This window comes from Nocardia spumae (genome assembly GCF_020733635.1).
Lineage (GTDB): Bacteria > Actinomycetota > Actinomycetes > Mycobacteriales > Mycobacteriaceae > Nocardia > Nocardia spumae.
Genome location: NZ_JAJFZL010000001.1, coordinates 3,149,803 through 3,167,687 on the forward strand (window position 1 = coordinate 3,149,803; position 17,885 = coordinate 3,167,687).

Annotated in this window: 14 protein-coding genes; 10 read left to right on the forward strand and 4 right to left on the reverse strand. The window is 68.6% G+C overall.

Annotation, left to right across the window (positions count from 1 at the left end):
- Window positions 1-135: 135 nt before the first annotated feature.
- On the reverse strand, window positions 136-1,044 hold the full coding sequence (gene ypfJ, locus LKD76_RS13995) for a KPN_02809 family neutral zinc metallopeptidase (RefSeq protein WP_227981761.1): 909 nt from the start codon (window positions 1,042-1,044) through the stop codon (window positions 136-138).
- Between the two features lie 299 nt (window positions 1,045-1,343).
- Here ypfJ and aspS point away from each other — a divergent pair, with 299 nt between their 5' ends.
- Window positions 1,344-3,134: an aspartate--tRNA ligase gene (gene aspS, locus LKD76_RS14000; protein ID WP_227981762.1), complete on the forward strand. Its 1,791-nt coding sequence runs from the start codon at window positions 1,344-1,346 to the stop codon at window positions 3,132-3,134.
- A 90-nt stretch (window positions 3,135-3,224) separates the two neighbouring features.
- Entirely contained in the window at window positions 3,225-4,199 is a 975-nt protein-coding gene (locus LKD76_RS14005) for a DUF389 domain-containing protein (RefSeq protein WP_227981763.1), read from the forward strand.
- A 25-nt stretch (window positions 4,200-4,224) separates the two neighbouring features.
- On the opposite strand, the gene LKD76_RS14010 is transcribed toward LKD76_RS14005, so the two are convergent.
- A complete protein-coding gene (locus LKD76_RS14010; protein ID WP_227985505.1) occupies window positions 4,225-5,274 on the reverse strand; it encodes a DUF2189 domain-containing protein in 1,050 nt (349 codons plus the stop codon).
- A 259-nt stretch (window positions 5,275-5,533) separates the two neighbouring features.
- Between LKD76_RS14010 and LKD76_RS14015 the strand changes: the two genes are divergently transcribed.
- Window positions 5,534-6,703, forward strand: a complete 1,170-nt coding sequence (locus tag LKD76_RS14015; RefSeq protein ID WP_227981764.1) for a phosphotransferase family protein — start codon at window positions 5,534-5,536, stop codon at window positions 6,701-6,703.
- 4 nt (window positions 6,704-6,707) lie between these two features.
- On the opposite strand, the gene LKD76_RS14020 is transcribed toward LKD76_RS14015, so the two are convergent.
- Entirely contained in the window at window positions 6,708-7,661 is a 954-nt protein-coding gene (locus LKD76_RS14020) for a TauD/TfdA dioxygenase family protein (protein WP_227981765.1), read from the reverse strand.
- Between the two features lie 65 nt (window positions 7,662-7,726).
- Between LKD76_RS14020 and LKD76_RS14025 the strand changes: the two genes are divergently transcribed.
- The 7 genes from LKD76_RS14025 to LKD76_RS14055 all read left to right on the forward strand — a co-directional run bounded on the left by LKD76_RS14025 (window position 7,727) and on the right by LKD76_RS14055 (window position 16,138).
- On the forward strand, window positions 7,727-8,302 hold the full coding sequence (locus LKD76_RS14025) for a helix-turn-helix domain-containing protein (RefSeq protein WP_227981766.1): 576 nt from the start codon (window positions 7,727-7,729) through the stop codon (window positions 8,300-8,302).
- 101 nt (window positions 8,303-8,403) lie between these two features.
- Window positions 8,404-9,732, forward strand: a complete 1,329-nt coding sequence (locus tag LKD76_RS14030) for a replication-associated recombination protein A (RefSeq protein ID WP_255661447.1) — start codon at window positions 8,404-8,406, stop codon at window positions 9,730-9,732.
- A 54-nt stretch (window positions 9,733-9,786) separates the two neighbouring features.
- A complete protein-coding gene (gene alaS, locus LKD76_RS14035; protein ID WP_227981768.1) occupies window positions 9,787-12,453 on the forward strand; it encodes an alanine--tRNA ligase in 2,667 nt (888 codons plus the stop codon).
- A 101-nt stretch (window positions 12,454-12,554) separates the two neighbouring features.
- On the forward strand, window positions 12,555-13,073 hold the full coding sequence (gene ruvX / locus LKD76_RS14040; protein WP_227981769.1) for a Holliday junction resolvase RuvX: 519 nt from the start codon (window positions 12,555-12,557) through the stop codon (window positions 13,071-13,073).
- On the forward strand, window positions 13,066-14,778 hold the full coding sequence (gene mltG, locus LKD76_RS14045; protein ID WP_227981770.1) for an endolytic transglycosylase MltG: 1,713 nt from the start codon (window positions 13,066-13,068) through the stop codon (window positions 14,776-14,778). The genes ruvX and mltG overlap by 8 nt, the downstream gene beginning before the upstream one ends.
- A complete protein-coding gene (locus LKD76_RS14050) occupies window positions 14,768-15,616 on the forward strand; it encodes a shikimate dehydrogenase (RefSeq protein ID WP_227981771.1) in 849 nt (282 codons plus the stop codon). The genes mltG and LKD76_RS14050 overlap by 11 nt, the downstream gene beginning before the upstream one ends.
- Before the next feature lie 48 nt (window positions 15,617-15,664).
- On the forward strand, window positions 15,665-16,138 hold the full coding sequence (locus tag LKD76_RS14055) for a B-4DMT family transporter (protein ID WP_227981772.1): 474 nt from the start codon (window positions 15,665-15,667) through the stop codon (window positions 16,136-16,138).
- Between the two features lie 62 nt (window positions 16,139-16,200).
- Here LKD76_RS14055 and aroB read toward each other — a convergent pair whose 3' ends face one another.
- Window positions 16,201-17,337, reverse strand: coding sequence for a 3-dehydroquinate synthase (gene aroB, locus LKD76_RS14060; RefSeq protein ID WP_227981773.1), 1,137 nt, complete (start codon window positions 17,335-17,337; stop codon window positions 16,201-16,203).
- Window positions 17,338-17,885 lie beyond the last annotated feature (548 nt).

Consider the following 17,885-nt stretch of genomic DNA (forward strand, 5'->3'; position numbering starts at 1 on the left):
GCCGCTCACTCCTGTTCCTGACCCGCTGCTCGTACCGATCACCGCCGACCATTGTGGCCCGCACCCCGGCGGCCATCGCGTCGAGGAGGGCTGTCTCGCAAGGAAACCGTCCCGCTGCCGCTACCGCATCGCTCGTCAGCGCAGGGCGGGCGGATTGTTCAGATCCGGCGCCGAGAAGGTGTCACACGCCTGGACCTGCCCGGCCCGATAGCCGGTGAGGAACCACTTCTGCCGCTCACTCGACGAGCCGTGCGTCCACCCCTCGGGATTGACGCGGCCGGTGGCCGCCTTCTGGATTCGATCGTCACCGACGGCGGCCGCGGCCGACAGCGCGTCCTGGATATCGCTGTCGGACAGCGGCTTCAGCAACGGTTGCGAGCCGCCCGGTGCCGGAGTCTTGTCCGCGGAGTTGGCCCAGATACCCGCGTAGCAGTCCGCCTGGAGTTCCAGGCGAACCGAACCCGATTCAGGCCCCTTCGGGTCGCGCTGGGCGCGGCCGCTGTCGCCGAGGAGGTTCTGAATGTGATGCCCTACCTCGTGCGCGACGACGTACTCCTCGGCCAGCGGTCCGCCCTTGGCCCCGAACTTGTCGCGCAGTTCCTGAAAGAAGCCGGTATCGAAGTAGGCGGTCCGGTCGGCCGGGCAGTAGAACGGTCCGACCGCACTGGTCGCGCCACCGCACCGGGTGTTGACCGAGCCCACGAACAGATGGACCTGCGGGGTCCGGTACCGAGTCCGGGTCTGATTCGGCAGGACCGCACCCCACACCCCGTCCAGACTCTGGGCGGTGAGGATGACGCGGCACTGGGCGTATCGGTTGGCGTCGCCGTTGGTTTTGCACACCGCGGTGTCGACGCCACCGCTCTGGGTTCCGTGATCACCGTTGCCGAGTGCGCCGAGCACGTTCCCGGGGTTGACGCCGAAGAGCAGAGCCAGGACCAGCACGATCAGACCGCCCCCGCCACCCATGGCCAATTTGGGTCCCATACCGCCGCTCGTCGAAACGCGGTCGGGGTCGATGTCCATACCTTCGTTGAAGGTCATCGCGCTGCTCTCCTGTGCTTTCGATCGATATTGCCCGGATCGACTCCCGCCGGAACAACCGATACAGCTTGACACGAGTGCGGTCCGGCCGGGTATACGGAACGCGCCGTGTGTCCACCGCGGGCGAGACGGAAACGGTCACCGTCCGGTCCGGCGGAGTGGAACGGCCACGGGCGTGGGAAGGCCCCGGGCGCCTCCGGTGCGGATATCGGTTTCCGTCCGCCGGGCGCGTCTCACTACCATGGGGGCCGCACCAGGTCGTTCCGCACCCGGTGGCCCGTGTCGTCGAAAGGAATCCCGTGCTGCGCACCCACTTGGCTGGTTCGCTGCGAAGCGAGCACGCCGCTCTGACCGTCACCCTCACCGGCTGGGTGGCCCGGCGGCGAGACCACGGTGGCGTGATCTTCATCGATCTGCGCGATGCGTCGGGGGTCGCGCAGGTGGTCTTCCGTGAGGGCGTGCCGGCCGAACAGGCGCACAAGCTGCGCGCGGAGTACTGCGTGCAGGTCACCGGTGTCGTCGAGGCTCGTCCCGACGGCAGCGAGAACCCGAACCTGCCGACCGGGGCCATCGAGGTCAACGTCACCGAGCTCGAGGTGCTCAACGAGGCCGCGCCGCTGCCGTTCCAGCTCGACGAGCAGCCCGGTGAGGAAGCACGGCTGAAGTACCGGTACCTGGACCTGCGCCGGGAAGGCCCCGCCCACGCCATCCGGCTGCGGTCGAAGGTCAACGCCGCGGCGCGTGAGGTCCTGGACCAGCACGCCTTCATCGAGGTCGAGACGCCGACGATGACCCGGTCGACCCCGGAGGGCGCGCGCGACTTCCTGGTCCCGGCCCGTCTGCAGCCGGGCAAGTTCTACGCGTTGCCGCAGAGCCCGCAGCTGTTCAAACAGCTGTTGATGGCCTCCGGTGTGGAGCGCTACTACCAGATCGCGCGCTGCTATCGCGACGAGGACTTCCGCGCGGACCGGCAGCCCGAGTTCACCCAGCTCGACATCGAGATGAGTTTCGTCACGCAGGAGGATGTGATCCTGCTGGCCGAGGACATCCTGGTGGCGTTGTGGAAACTCATCGGCCACGACATCACCACCCCCATTCCGCACATGACCTACGCCGAGGCGATGCGCCGCTACGGCAGCGACAAGCCGGATCTGCGGTTCGGCGTCGAGATCACCGAATGCGCGGAGTATTTCAAGGACACCACCTTCCGGGTCTTCCAGGCTCCCTACGTCGGCGCGGTCGTGATGCCCGGTGGCGCGAGCCAGCCCCGGCGCCAGCTCGACGCCTGGCAGGAATGGGCCAAACAGCGCGGCGCCAAGGGCTTGGCCTACATCCTCGTCGGTGAGGACGGCACACTCACCGGTCCGGTCGCGAAGAACCTGTCCGATTCCGAACGCGAGGGCCTGGCCGCGCACGTCGGTGCCGCTCCGGGCGACTGCGTGTTCTTCGCCGCCGGTGAGATCAAGTCGAGCCGGGCGCTGCTGGGCGCCGCGCGCGGCGAGATCGCCCGCAAGTGCGAGCTGATCGACGAGAACGCCTGGGCATTCGTCTGGATCGTCGACGCGCCGATGTTCGAACCCACCGCCGACGCGACCGCCAGCGGTGATGTCGCCCTCGGGTATTCGGCGTGGACCGCGGTGCATCACGCGTTCACCTCGCCGAAGCCGGAGTCGCTGGACACCTTCGACACCGATCCCGGATCGGCACTGGCCTACGCCTACGACATCGTCTGCAACGGCAACGAAATCGGCGGCGGCAGCATCCGTATCCATCGTCGTGACGTGCAGGAACGGGTGTTCCGGGTGATGGGCATCAGCCACGACGAGGCGCAGGAGAAGTTCGGGTTCCTGCTCGACGCCTTCGCCTACGGCGCGCCGCCGCACGGCGGTATCGCCTTCGGCTGGGACCGCATCACCGCACTGCTGGCCGGTGTGGACTCGATCCGTGAGGTCATCGCCTTCCCGAAGTCCGGCGGCGGTGTCGATCCATTGACCGACGCGCCGGCCCCCATCACCGCGCAGCAGCGCAAGGAAGCGGGACTGGACGTGGTGCTCGACGAGAACGGCAAGCCGGTCCCGGCACGCGCCTGACCTCTGCGGGCGGTGCGGCACCGCCCGCTAGTCTGCTGATCGTCCGATGCCGTCCGGTGCCGGGCGGTCGAATGATGACAGGGGTTCGAGGTGCTGCACCTACGGGTGGTCTGCCCACCGGAATCGACCGATGCCGCGGTCACCGCACTGCGCTCCGATCCCGGGGCCACCTTGATCACGGTGCAGCGTGGCGCCTCGGTGGAGCCGCCCGGCGATCTGGTCCAAGCCGATATCGCGCGCGAATCGGCCAACGACATCCTCGCCGGGCTGCGTGGTCTCGGGATCCCGGATCGGGGCGGGGTGATGCTGTCGCCGGTGGAGACGGTGCTGTCGGTGCCGGCGGAGCGTGCGGTCGCGGCGGCGCCGGGCGATCCGTCGGACGCGGTCGTCTGGGAGCAGTTGCTCGCCCAGACCCACGAGGAGTCGACTCTCAATCCGGTCTTCCTGGCGTTCATCACGATCGCCTGCCTGCTCGCCGTGGTCGGCGTGGCCACCGATTCGCCGGTGACCATCGTCGGGGCGATGGTGGTCGGGCCGGAGTTCGGACCGTTGGCGGCGATCGCGGTGGCGCTGGTGCGCAGGAACTTTCGTCTCGCGCGCCGTTCGGCGCTGGCGTTGCTGGCCGGATTTCCGGTCGCGATGGGGATCGCCACCGCGGCCTCGCTGCTGTGGGAACAGCTCGGCTGGATCACGGTCGATCGGATCCATTCCATCCACAACGTCGACTTCATCTATGAGGTGGGGCCGTTCTCACTGGTGGTCGCGCTGCTGGCCGGGGCGGCCGGTATGTTGTCGCTGATCACCGCGAAATCGGCTGCGCTGGTGGGCGTTTTCATCTCGGTCACCACGATTCCCGCGGCCGGTTTCGCGGTCGTGGCCGCCACCGTCGGCGAATGGCACAAGGCCTTCATGTCGATCGGTCAGCTGGGCGTGAACATGATCGGCATCGTCGTCGCGGGCGTCATCGTGCTGAATCTGCGACCCCGGCCCGACCACGCGCTCGGTCCGTCGCGTAGCGGCCGGCTGAACGCGCTGTCGCGCTGGTGGTTCGGCGAATCCGAATGAGGGGGCCGCGCACTCGCGCGACCGCTCAGGCGATCAATCCTCCGGTGAGGGTGCGGTAGGAGTAGGTGACCGCGATGGCGGTCAACGGCGCCACGACCAGCAGGCCGATGCCGCACAGCGCGGTGGCGACCAGTGTCAGTCCGGCCACGGTCACGGCGAGCAGCAGCGTCGGCACGAAATTCGACACCACCAGCTGCACACTGGATTTGATCGCGGTGAAGGGATCGAGATCCTGATCGATCACGTAGTGCAGCGAGAACATGCCCAGATAGCCGACGATCAGCGCGGGCAGGATGCACAGCGCGGCGCCGACGCAGGCCGCCACGAATACCAGCAGGGCGGTCAGTAGTACGTTGCCGGCGTTGACGAAAGCGAAGAACGACGCGAAATCCGGTGGAGTGCCGTCGGTTTCGTAGAGCGCCCCGCGAATCATCGCGGCCTGCAACAGCCAGACGACCGCCGCGGCGATCATCGCGATCAGCAGGACGGGCAGCAGTGAGTTCATGTGGGTGACGTTGACCACCACCGTCACCGCCAGATACGCGACGAATCCGACCAGCGTGATCGCGATCCACGGAATCGGGTTGGCGCGGAATCGATCCCAGCCGAAGCCGAGTGCGCGGCCGATCTCGAGTCCGGCCGGCGGCGCGTACCCCGGCGGTACCTCGTACCCGGGCTGCATGCCGCCCTGCTGCGGCATCCCCGCGCCCGGGGTGTCCCACGCGGCGCCCGGGGGCGGGGGCGGGTAGCCGCCCGGCGGAGGAGGGTACGCGCCCGGCGGCACACTACCCGGCGGTCCGTAGGAAGGACCGGGCGTCGGCGCCGGGCCGGACGGCGGTGCGACCGGCGGGATCCCGCCGGTCGGCGCCGTCGGTGGCGGTGTCGGCGCGTGGCCGTACGGTGTCGCTTGCGGGCCCGCGAACTGCGGAGATCCGGGGGCGCCGGGAGGTTCGTGTCCACTCGGTACGGCAGCGGGCGCTCCCGATCCGGCGCCGGTGTGCCCGGGGCGGTGCTCGGGCCGCCGCTCACCACCTTCGCCGGTGTCGCCGGGGCCGGACTGCGGGGAGTCGCTCATCGTCGGACCTTTCGAATCACCTGGGTTCTGGTGTGGCACACTGCAGTTGAGGTCTCGACACAACCGGACGCGGCCGAGTGTGTCAAGCGAAGGGCTACGGTTTCGGGGGCAGGGGCCCGGATCTGTGACCCGGCCGACGATGAGCGTAATGAGCATCTCGTTCGGGTTGCGCCCCCACGGCCGGGACACGCCGGGCGACGCGCGAAAGGTTGCCGAACCGCTCGCTGAAAGTGACCTGAAGCGAGTAACTTGGGAGCCGATGACCGCACTATTGGCCGAACGCGCCGCCGAAGTCGTGTCCGCGGCACAACAGTTGCTCACAAAGCGAATGGGTGCTGCGGTGAAGCTGAGCGATCCGATCGAACTCAGCGGTAGTGGCAGGACGACGGTACTTCGCGTACGCGTAGCGGAGAACTCGTTCTCACTTCCCCGCACCCTCATCGTCAAGCAGGTCCGCGGCGCCGCGCAGGAGCGGCGGATCGGGGGTTTGGCGCCGGGTGTGGCCAGTATCGACTCGGCGTTCCTGCGTGAGGCCGTGTCCTACCAGTTCACGACCGCGCTGAGCAGTGAGCACCGTCCGGGCGCGTACCTGCTGGCGCACAGCCTGCCGGACCGGCTGCTCATTCTCAGCGATTTGGGCGAGAACATGTCGCTGACCACGGTGCTGCAATCGGGCTCGGAACCGGCGACGCGGAACGCGCAGATGGCGTTCGCGCAGGCGCTGGGCCGTATGCACGCGGCGACCGTGGGCCGGGAAGCCGATTTCGTCGCCCTGCTGCGCCGCGTCGATGTCGGGCATCGTGTCGACGGCATCGCCCAGCAGGCCGAGGCCGCGATCGGTGAGGTGCCCGGAATGCTGGCGCGCGAGGTCGGCATCGAGGTGCCGGGCGAGATCGCCGAACGGATCGTGCGGGGTAATCGTCTGTTCTCCGCCGGGCGCTCCCGTGCCTTCAGCCCGTCCGACCTGTGCCCGGACAACGTGATCCTCAACGACGAGGGCGCGCGGTTCCTGGACTACGAGTGGGGCGGATTCCGCGATGCCACGCTCGATATCGCCTATGCCCTGGTGTCGTTCCCGGGTTGCCTGTGCGATTTCGAACTCTCCCGCGAACGTGCGCACCAGATGGTGGAGGCGTGGCGTTCGGAGGTCGTGGGCGTATGGCCCGCCCTCGCCGACGACGACGTGCTGGCCGAGCGGATCCTCGAGGCGCGGCTCATCTGGGTGTGGCTGAGCACCTACTGGTTCCTGCCGGCCGACCACACGCGCATCGCGGCTGCGCGGGAGCACGGACTGTCGGTACCGCGGTCGGCCGCTCTGATCAACCGCTGGGCCGCACTCGCCGAGGACGCGCGCTGCACCGGCGACGACACACTCGGCGATTTCGCCGAGCATGTCTCCGCCACCCTCGAGGAGCTCTGGGAGGGCTAGCCGGTCAGCGGGCCGGTCGTGGGCCCACGATGGACGCGCGTTCCATGACGCGGGTCCGCGGCCAGTAGTCGCTGGTGGCGTAGTGCTGGACCGCGCGGTTGTCCCAGAAGGCGACCGTATCGGGTTCCCAGTGCAGCCGGACCTGATGTTCGGGGTAGTCGGCCTGCCGGCACAGCCGGTCCAGCAGGTCGCTGCTCGCGGCGGGGTCCATACCGTCGATGTGGTCGACGAAAATCCGGTTGACGTACAGATGCCGGCGGCCGGTGGCCTCGTGGGTGCACACCACCGGATGGCTGACCGAAGGATGTTCGGCCCGCATCGCCGCCTGCGCGTCCGGCGGCAGGCCGCGACCGAAGGCGCGGGTGTAGTCGTGTGTGGCGGTGAGATCGTCTATGCGCGTACGGGTTTCGGCGTCGAGCGCCTCGTAGGCCGCGTACATGTCCGAGAACAGGGTGTCGCCGCCGATCTCGGGTACCGCGACCGCGTGCAGGACCGCGCCTATCGACGGCCGCGGCCGCCAGGTCACGTCGTGATGCCAGATGTTCTCGACACCCGCGATGGTCGGCGTCTTCTCGAAGCGGACCAGTTCGGGCTGCTCGGTGTTGGACGGGATGAACGGGTGGACCTCGAGGGTGCCGAAGCGGGCGGCGAAGGCGACGTGCTGTGCGGCGGTGAGCGGTTGGTCCCGGAAGAAGATCACCTTGTAGTCGTGCAGTGCCCGGCGCAACTCGTCGATCACCTCGCCGGGCTGGTCGGTGCTCAGATCGACCCCGCTGATCTCGGCGCCGAGGGTGACCCCGACCGGGCGCGCGTCGAAATGCTGCCAGCGCAGTCCGGCGAGCCGGTCACGTTCGGCGACCAAGTGGGTGAACGGACCCGCGATCAACGGATATCCGGGCAGCGGGAATGAACTCACGTCGTACTTCGCGGGCCGGTCGGTATCAGCGGTGGTCGTCACGGCGTCTCCTTCGTCGCGGTCGACTGTAGTCATTTGACTACAGTGGTGTCCGTTACTGTAGTCCGATGTCCGATCCCTCGCCATCGACGCAGGTTCGGGACGAGCCCGGTCCAGCGCCGGTCGGCCGGGACGCGGTGGTGGCGGCCGTGATGGAGGCTGCCACGGACCTGTTCGCCGAACGCGGTCCCGCCGCCACCTCGATCCGCGATATCGCGGAACGGGCCGGGGTCAACCACGGCCTGGTATTCCGGCATTTCGGCGCCAAGGACAGACTCGTGAGCGCTGTACTCGAGTTCCTGGGTGATCGATCCGGCGCTCTCGCGGCGGCCGGAGAGCTCGATGCCGGCGATCCTCGGCTGCGCCGCCATCTGACGGTGCTCGCGCGCTGCATCCTCGACGGCTACCCGGTTGGGGAGCTGCAGGAACGGTTCCCGGTGATGGCGCTGCTGATCGAGCGGATCCGCCCGGACGCCGGGAGCGATCGCGCGGCCGGACTGGCCGCGGCGCATCTGGCGGCCTTCACGATGGGCTGGCAGCTCCTCGAGCCGTTTCTGCGCAGTGCGGCCGGGCTGCAGGATCTGACCGAGGCCGAACTGCGGGCCGCCATCGACGCCCAGGCCGCTCGCATCCTGGGTGCCTGATCCACCCGGGCACGGCATCGGCGCCGGTGTCGGAGTGCTGTGCTGTCGGTGGGCATCGGTACCGTCGAAGCGTGAGCGAAGGGTTGTTCGAGGCGCCGGCGATGGAGGCACCGGGGGCGGAGGAGGGGGCCGGGGGGTCGACCGCGTTGCCGCCGGTTGGCCGGATGTCACCGTTGGCGGTGCGCATGCGCCCGGCGAGTCTGGACGAGGTCGTCGGCCAGCAGCATCTGCTGGGCCCGGGTTCGCCACTGCGACGGCTGATCGAAGGGTCCGGTGCGGCGTCGGTACTGCTCTACGGCCCGCCGGGTACCGGTAAGACCACGCTGGCCGCGCTCATCTCCACCGCCACCGGTCGGCGCTTCGAGGCGCTGTCGGCGTTGTCGGCGGGGGTCAAGGAGGTGCGCGCGGTCATCGAGCTGGCGCGGCGGCGGCTGCTCGTGGGAGAGCAGACCGTGCTGTTCATCGACGAGGTACATCGGTTCTCCAAGACCCAGCAGGACGCACTGCTGGCCGCGGTGGAGAACCGGGTGGTGCTGCTGGTCGGGGCGACCACGGAGAATCCGTCCTTCTCGGTGGTGTCACCGCTGCTGTCGCGGTCGCTGGTCCTGCAACTGAGGTCGTTGTCGGACGACGACATTCGAGCCGTGCTGCGCCGCGCGATCGCCGACGAGCGCGGTCTGGGCGGGCAGTACACGGTCACCGAACCCGCGCTCGATCACATCGTGCGCATCGCCGGGGGCGATGCGCGGCGTTCGCTGACCGCCCTCGAGGCCTCCGCGGAATCCTCACTGGACGGCACCGTCGACGTCGACCTGGTGGAGGCCAGCGTCGATCGCGCCGCGGTGCGCTACGACCGGTCCGGCGATCAGCACTACGACGTGATCAGCGCGTTCATCAAATCTCTGCGCGGCTCCGATGTCGATGCCGCCCTGCACTATCTCGCCCGCATGATCAGCGCGGGGGAGGACCCGCGGTTCATCGCGCGGCGGCTGATGATCCAGGCCTCCGAGGACGTCGGTATGGCCGATCCCTCGGCATTGCAGACCGCCGTCGCGGCCGCCCAGGTGGTCCAGCTGGTGGGGATGCCGGAGGCGCAACTGGCGCTCGCGCACGCCACCATCCACATCGCGACGGCGCCCAAATCCGGTGCCGTCGCCGCGGCCGTCGGCGCCGCGCTGGCCGATATCTCGGCCGGTAAGGCGGGCGCGGTGCCCCCGCATCTGCGCGACGGGCACTACTCGGGGGCGGCCGCCCTGGGCAACGCGCAGGGCTACCGTTATCCGCACGACCACCCCGACGGCGTTCTCACCCAGCAGTACCCGCCCGACGAGCTGATCGGTGCCGAGTACTACGCGCCGACCGACCACGGCTACGAGCGCGAGGTGGGCCCCCGGGTGACCAAATTGCGCCGCATCGTTCGCGGACGCTGAAACGCGCCCGTCCGCTGGAAACCGGCTGGACGGCGCCCGGTAGGCTGGATATTTGTGCAGACCCACGAGATCCGACGGCGTTTCCTGGACCATTTCGTCCGTGCCGGCCACAGCGAGGTACCCAGCGCCTCGCTGATCCTGCCGGACCCGAACCTGCTTTTCGTCAATGCGGGCATGGTTCAGTTCAAGCCGTATTTCCTGGGCCAGGAGGCGCCGCCGTTCGCGCGCGCGACGAGCGTGCAGAAATGCGTGCGCACCGGCGATATCGAAGAGGTGGGCGTCACCACCCGCCACAACACGTTCTTCCAGATGGCGGGCAACTTCTCCTTCGGTGACTACTTCAAGGAAGGCGCGATCACCTTCGCCTGGGAGCTGATCAGCAAGCCCCAGGAGGAGGGCGGATTCGGATTCGATCCGGAGCGCATCTGGGTCACCGCCTACGAGAGCGATCCCGAGGCCGCCGAGATCTGGCATCGTGTCGCCGGAATTCCGACCGAGCGCATCCAGTTCCGCGACGGCAAGGACAACTACTGGGATATGGGTGTCCCCGGTCCCGGTGGTCCCTGCTCGGAGATCTACTACGACCGCGGTCCCGAGTACGGTGCCGAGGGCGGCCCGGTCGCCGACGAGGATCGCTACCTCGAGATCTGGAATCTCGTGTTCATGCAGGATATTCGCGGCGAGCAGAGTCCGAAGCTGGGCTATCCGCCGGTCGGCACGCTGCCGAAGAAGAACATCGATACCGGTATGGGCGTCGAGCGGGTGGCGATGCTGCTGCAGGGCGTCGACAACGTCTACGAGACCGATCTGCTGCGCCCGATCATCACCAAGGCCGAAGAGCTGACCGGTAAGAACTACGGCGTCGAACACACCGACGATGTCCGCTTCCGGGTTATCGCCGACCACGCCCGCACCTCCGCGATGCTGATCGCCGACGGTGTGAATCCCGGTAACGACGGCCGCGGCTACGTGCTGCGGCGGCTGCTGCGCCGGATCGTGCGCTCGGCGCGGCTGCTGGGTGCCGAGAAGCCGGTGATCGGGGACTTCATGAAGGTCGTCAGCGAGCTCATGGCCCCCTCGTATCCCGAACTGGCCACCGATTTCACCCGCATCGAAACCGTGGCCGTCGGTGAGGAAACCGCCTTCCTGAAGACGTTGAGCACCGGCTCGAAGCTGTTCGACGACGCGGTCGCCGAGGTGAAGTCCGGTGGTGGTCGCGAGATTCCGGGCAGTGAGGCGTTCACGCTGCACGACACCTACGGCTTCCCGATCGACCTGACCCTGGAGATGGCCGCCGAGGCCGGTCTCGAGGTCGACGAAGCCGGCTTCCGGACGCTGATGGCCGAGCAGCGGCAGCGCGCCAAAGACGACGCCCAGGCTCGCAAACATGCCCACGCCGACCTGTCCATCTACAAGGAACTGGTCGATCGCGGCGCCACCGAGTTCACCGGTTTCGACGAACTCGCCACCGAGGCAACGGTTCTCGCGCTGATCTCCGACGGTGTCCGGGTGCCGACCGCGACCGCCGGGCACGAGGTCGAGGTCATCCTCGACCGCAGTCCGCTCTACGCCGAATCCGGTGGCCAGATCGCCGACCGCGGCACGATCACCACATCGGGGACCGAACTGCGGGTCAACGACGTGCAGAAGATCGCCAAGAAGCTCTGGGTGCACAAGACCACCGTCGAACGCGGGCAGATCACCGAGGGCGATACCGTGCTGGCCCAGGTCGATCCGGCATGGCGGCGCGGTGCCACCCAGGGCCACTCCGGCACGCATATGGTGCACGCCGCGCTGCGGCAGGTGCTCGGACCCAATGCCGTACAGGCCGGTTCGCTGAACAAACCCGGATATCTGCGCTTCGACTTCAACTGGCAGGGACAGCTGTCGGAGACACAGAAGGCCGATATCGAGGCCGTCTCCAACGACGCGGTGGGCTCCGACTTCCCGGTCAATACCTTCGTCACCGATCTGCCCAAGGCCAAGGCGATGGGCGCGCTGGCGCTGTTCGGCGAGAACTACGGCTCCGAAGTGCGGGTCGTGGAGATCGGCGGGCCGTTCTCGATGGAGCTGTGCGGCGGCACCCATGTCGGGCACTCGTCGCAGATCGGTCCGATCACGCTGCTCGGCGAATCGTCCGTCGGCTCGGGTGTCCGCCGCGTCGAGGCGTTCGTCGGATTGGATTCCTACAAGTACCTCGCGAAGGAACGGGCCCTGCTCGCCGGTGTGGCCGCCTCGCTGAAGGTGCCCTCCGAAGAGGTGCCCGGGCGGGTCGAGCAGCTGGTGGAGCGGCTGAAGGTTGCGGAGAAGGAACTCGAGCGCACCAAGGCCGCCGCCGTGCTGTCGCAGGCCGGAACCTATGTCGAGCAGGCGCATCGGGTGGGCAAGGTGCTGCTGGTCGCGGCCGCCGCACCGCAGGGTGTCGGCGCCGGGGATCTGCGGACCCTGGCCTCCGATATTCGCGGCCGGTTCGGTAGCGAACCCGCCGTGGTGGTGCTGCTCGGCCATGCCGACGGCAAGGTGCCGTTCGTGGTGGCGGTGAACAAACCCGCCCAGGAACTCGGATTCAAGGCCGGAGATCTGGTGGGCAGTTTCGGCCCGAGTATCGCCGGTCGCGGTGGTGGTAAGCCGGAGATGGCCCAGGGCGCCGGTTCGGATCCGTCCGGAATCGAAGCCGGTTTGGCCGGTGTACGCGCGCGGGTGGCCGAGATCGCCGGCTGATGGGCACCTCCGAGAATTCGGAAACCACCGACGCGGAACCTCCTCCATCGGGCGCGGCCTCGGAATTCGGGAGAGAATCCGAGGCCGGTCGTCCGCAACGGGTGTCGGCCGAGCGCCCCAGCGCCGAGACCGACCCGGGACGCGGACGGCGCATCGGCATCGATGTGGGGACGGTGCGCATCGGGGTCGCCGCCAGCGATCCGGACGGGATTCTGGCGACTCCGGTCGAGACCGTTCCGACAGCCAAGGGCGGTAAACGCGGGCCCGCAACCGATCTGAATCGAATAGCCGAGATTGTGCGGGAATACGAGGCGGTGGAAGTGATCGTGGGCCTTCCGCGCACGTTACGCGGGGAAGGTGGCTCGTCGGCGAAGCTCGCGATGAGGTTCGCGAGTAGTTTGCGGGAACTGATTCCCCGTGTGCCGATACGACTTTCCGACGAACGTTTGACTACGGTGACAGCTGCACGTGCATTGCGGGACAGCGGAGTTCGCGCGCGCGGCCGCCGGCAGGTGATCGACCAGGCGGCTGCTGTGTCGATCCTGCAAGGGTGGTTGGACGAACGGAGTGCGGTGTTGAACTCGGCCGGTGCGAACGAGGCCAGGTGGTCGGATGAATGACCGCTGGGCCCGAGCCGGAGAGCGGTCCCGTCAACGCGCCGACGAGCAGCAGCGGCGTTATCGGCGCGGTGGTGCGCATCGAAGTGCCACCGACGACTGGGACGACGACGAGGACGACGACACCGCCGTGATCCCGCGCTACGTCGACGAGGACGAGCCGGTCGCGCAGTACGCCGACGTGGCCCCGGGATACGGCGGCGCTCATTACGATCACGAGCCCGGTTACGCCGATCCGGACTATGCCGATCCCGATTACCTCGACGACGACACCGATCCCGGATACGAGCAGTCCGCCTCGGGGCATCGCTACCGCCAATCCGACTACGACTCGCGCTATGTCTCCGAACGCGATATCGAGCCGCTCGTCGAGGAGGAGCCGCCCGAACCCCCGCCGGCCCGGCGCGGCGCCCGATCCGGTGCGACATCACCGCGCGAAGCTCAGCGCGGCGGCACGGCCCGTAAAAAACCCGGGAGCCAAGCTCGCGGAGCGGGCAGATCGTCGCGGTCGTCCTCCGGGCGCGGGCGGCGGTCCCGGGTCGCGTCCCGCAAGGCGGCCGAACGGCAGCGCCGGCGTCGCAATCTCGTCGTACTCGGCTGTGTGTTCGTGGTCTTGTTCGTGGTGGCCGGTGGTTATGCCGGATACAAACTCATCGGCTCGATGGGCGGGCCGGAGGACTTCGACGGTCCGGCCGGGCCGCTGGCGGTGGTGCAGGTGCATCACGGCGACACCGCGGAGCAGATAGCGCGGACGATGGTCGAACGCGACGTCGTCAAGAGTTCGGGTGCCTTCTACGAAGCGGCCGTGCGCAATTCGGGCATCACGTCGGTGCAGCCCGGGTACTACGCGGTGCCGACGCACAGCAAGGGCGTCGACGCGGTGTCGGCGCTGTTGGACAAGGGTTCCCGGGTCGGCAATGTGGTCGTCTCCGAAGGCCGCCGGCTCCACGATTCGACCGACGTCAACACCGGCGCCCGCAACGAGGGCATCTATCGCAAGATCGCCGATGCCAGCTGTGTCGGGACCGGTTCCGAGCGCAAATGCGTCACCTACGAACAGCTCGACGCCGCCGGCGCCACGGCGGATGCGACCGCCTTGGGCGTGCCGGCCTGGGCTGTCGACGCGGTGCGCAAGGTGCCCGATCGCACACGCCAGCTCGAGGGGCTGATCGCCGCGGGCACCTGGGATTTCGATCCGTCCGGCACTCCGGAGCAGATCCTGGCCCAGCTGGTCGGGGAGAGCGCCGCCAGCTACGAGACGACCGGTCTGCTGCAATCGGGAGCCACCAATACGCTCGATCCGTACCGGATGCTCATCGCGGCATCGCTGGTGGAGCGGGAGGCGCTGCCCAAGGACATGCCGAAGGTCGCGCGGGTGATCATGAATCGGCTCGCGGTCGATCAGCCGTTACAGCTCGACTCCACCGTGAACTACACCCTGGACCGCACCGAGGTCGCGACCACCGACGCCGACCGGGCCCGCAAGACGCCGTGGAATACCTATGCCATGTCGGGTCTGCCGGCCACTCCCATCTCCTCGCCGTCGCTGGATGCGTTGCGGGCGGTGGAGAATCCGAACGCCGGACCGTGGCTGTACTTCGTCACCGTCGACAAACAGGGGACGACACTGTTCACCGAGAGTTACAGCGAACACCTGCGCAATATCGAACGCGCCCAGCAGAGCGGAATTCTCGACAGTGGCCGATGACGACACCGCGGCCGCCGATCCGGGCCAGGGGCGTAAGGCCGCGGTGCTGGGTAGTCCCATCGCGCACTCCCGGTCGCCGCAACTACATCTGGCCGCCTATCGGGCACTGGGGCTGGACTGGAGCTACGAGCGCATCGAGTGCACCGGTGAACAGCTTCCCGCGCTGGTCGACGGGCTGGACGGGGCGTGGGTCGGTCTCTCGGTCACGATGCCGGGCAAGGTCGCCGCGCTGAACTACGCCGAGGAGCGCACCGAGCGGGCTGTCCTGGTCGGTTCCGCCAACACCCTGGTCCGGACCGCCACCGGGTGGCGCGCCGACTGTACCGATGTCGACGGGGTGCGCGGCGCCCTGCAGGGGGCCGGTGTCGACGAGGTGAACCGGGCTGTCGTACTCGGTGCCGGTGGCACCGCGAGGCCGGCCCTGCTCGCACTGTCCGACCTCGGTGCGCGCACGGTCACGGTGGTGGCGCGCGACGCCGGCCGGGCCGCCTCGACCCTCGCCCTGGCTCGGCGACTGCAGCTGGAGACCGAGTGCATCGGCTTCGACGAGGACGCGGTCCGGGCGGTCTGCGCGCGGGCCGACGCCGTGGTCAGTTCGGTTCCGGCGGCGGGCGCCGCCGGGGTCGCCGAGGCGGTGGCGGTCGCGCCCGTGGTGCTCGACGCGATCTACGATCCGTGGCCCACACCGTTGGCGGCCGCGGTACAGCGCGCGGGACATACCGTCGTCAGTGGACTGCAGATGCTGCTCAACCAGGCGTACGGCCAGGTCGAGCAGTTCACCGGACATCCGGCGCCGCGTGCCGCGATGGCGGCGGCACTCGACCTCGGAAACTTCTAGAACCGGTTCCAATTCGATGACGTCACAACACAGGCTAAGGTGATCGACATGAATTCGTGGGTGTTGCGTGCCATAGTCCTGGGCGCGCTGACCGTCGTACTACGAACGCTGCTCGGCTTCGGCATGATCTACTGGCCGACGCACGGCTCGTGGATGCGCATTCTGTGCCTGATCGTGCTGGTCGTTGCCGGTGTGGCGTGGGGTCTGATCGACGGTCGCAGTGATCGGCGGGCCAATCCGGATCCCGAGCGCGGTGGTGCGGACCTGACCATGCGCTGGCTGAAGGCCGGTGTCGCCGGTGGTCTGGGCAGTGGTCTGGTGTCGTGGGTGCTGGATTTCGTGCCGAAGTTCGATCTCGGCGACAACGGGTTGCTGTTCGAGCTCACCGCCGGCGCGGCGTTCATCGTGCTGATGATCTTCATCCCGGCGATGATCGGCGTGGCCGTCGGCCGCGTGCTGGTCGGCCGGGAGCAGCGCAAGGGTGAGCCCTCGCCGCCGCCCGCAGCTGCCTCCCCGGCCTGATCGGCCGGACACTTCGGAGCATCCGGGCCGCGGAGAAGTCCCGCGACCCGGATTGTCCTGTATCAGAGCAGAATTCCGCTGGCGGAGCTGTCCTCGCGGGCGATGGTCGCATACGCCGCGGCCAGCAGTGACGGGTCGGGGCCCTCCAGTCGACCCGGTTTGGCCAGACCGTCCAGTACGACGAACCGGAGAATGCCCGACCGCGTCTTCTTATCGGTCTGCATGGTCTCGAGCAGTTGCGGCAGCGCGTCGGCGTCGTAGCCGGTCGGCAGTCCCACACTCTCGAGAATCGCGCGATGCCGATCCGCGGTGGCGTCGTCGAGCCGCCCGGCCAGCCGGCCCAGTTCCGCCGCGAAGACCAGACCCACCGACACGGCCGCGCCGTGCCGCCACCGGTACCGCTCCCGTCGCTCGATGGCGTGGCCCAGAGTGTGGCCGTAATTGAGGATTTCGCGCAGGCTCGCTTCCTTGAGATCGGCGGCCACCACATCGGCCTTGACCTGGATCGCGCGCCGCACCAACTCGGGCAGGACAGAACCGGTGGGATCGAGCGCGGCCTGCGGATCGCGTTCGATCAACTCCAGGATCACCGGATCGGCGATGAATCCGGCCTTGATGATCTCGGCCATCCCGGCGACGATCTCGTTCGTCGGCACCGTTTCCAGCGTGACCAGGTCCACCAGCACCGCCGAGGGTTCGTGGAAGCAGCCGACCAAGTTCTTGCCGGCCTCGGTGTTGATTCCGGTCTTGCCGCCGACCGCCGCGTCGACCATCGCGAGCAGGGTGGTGGGAATGTGGACGACCTTGACGCCACGCATCCAGGTCGCGGCCACGAACCCGGTGAGGTCGGTGGCGGCGCCGCCACCGAGGCTGATGACCACGTCCTGCCGGGTGAGGCCGATGCGGCCGAGCACCTCCCAGCAGAATCCGGCGACCGGCAGGTCCTTACCGGCCTCCGCATCGGGGATCTCGATGCGATGGGCGTCGATCGTCTCGCCCTGGGTGCCGACGACATGCTCGGCGAGCGCCTGCCGCACCGCCTCGGCGGTCTCGGTCAGCGGCGGCTGATGGAAGATCGCCACGGTGCGCACACCGGGATGGCGGGCGACCTGCTCGACCAGTTCACCCAGCAGTCCACGGCCGATGATCACCGGATACGGGTCGGCGGTTCGGACCTCGATGCTGATGGGCTCACTCATGTGTGCTGCTCCGATTCCTCTAGTGCTCGTCGTAGTCGTGCGCGGCGGGCCCGGGCGCGGCGGGACCGCCCCGTCCCGGGGGCGGATTCGTGATCGGATCGGTCCCCGGCCGCGGTCGGGCCGCCGTCCGGCGGCGCGGGATCTTTGGGAGAGGGGGGCGTCTCCGCGCCGGACCGATCTCGGTGGTGTGCCGGTGCCGCACCGGAATTCGGGCCGGGCGGCCCGGCGGGCCGGGTCGCGCTGCGCCGGCCTCGCCCCGACCGTGAATTCGCTACCGGGGCAGCGTGATTCGCCGAGGGAGTGGGATTCACGTCGATCGCCGGGGTGGTCCCAGCGGTCGGATCGGCTGCCGCGTTCGCGCGGTTGCGGGCGTGCCGGCGGCCACCGCGACGGGATCGGCGCGCGCGCCGCCGAGGCGTGGAATCGGCTCCCGAGCCCGATGGTGGCGTATCGGGTTCGCCGGATGGTGCGGCCGCATGGCCGGTGGTGTCGGTCTCGCCGTGGGGTGCGGCGTCCGCCTTCGGCTGCGCACGACGTCGCCGCCCGCG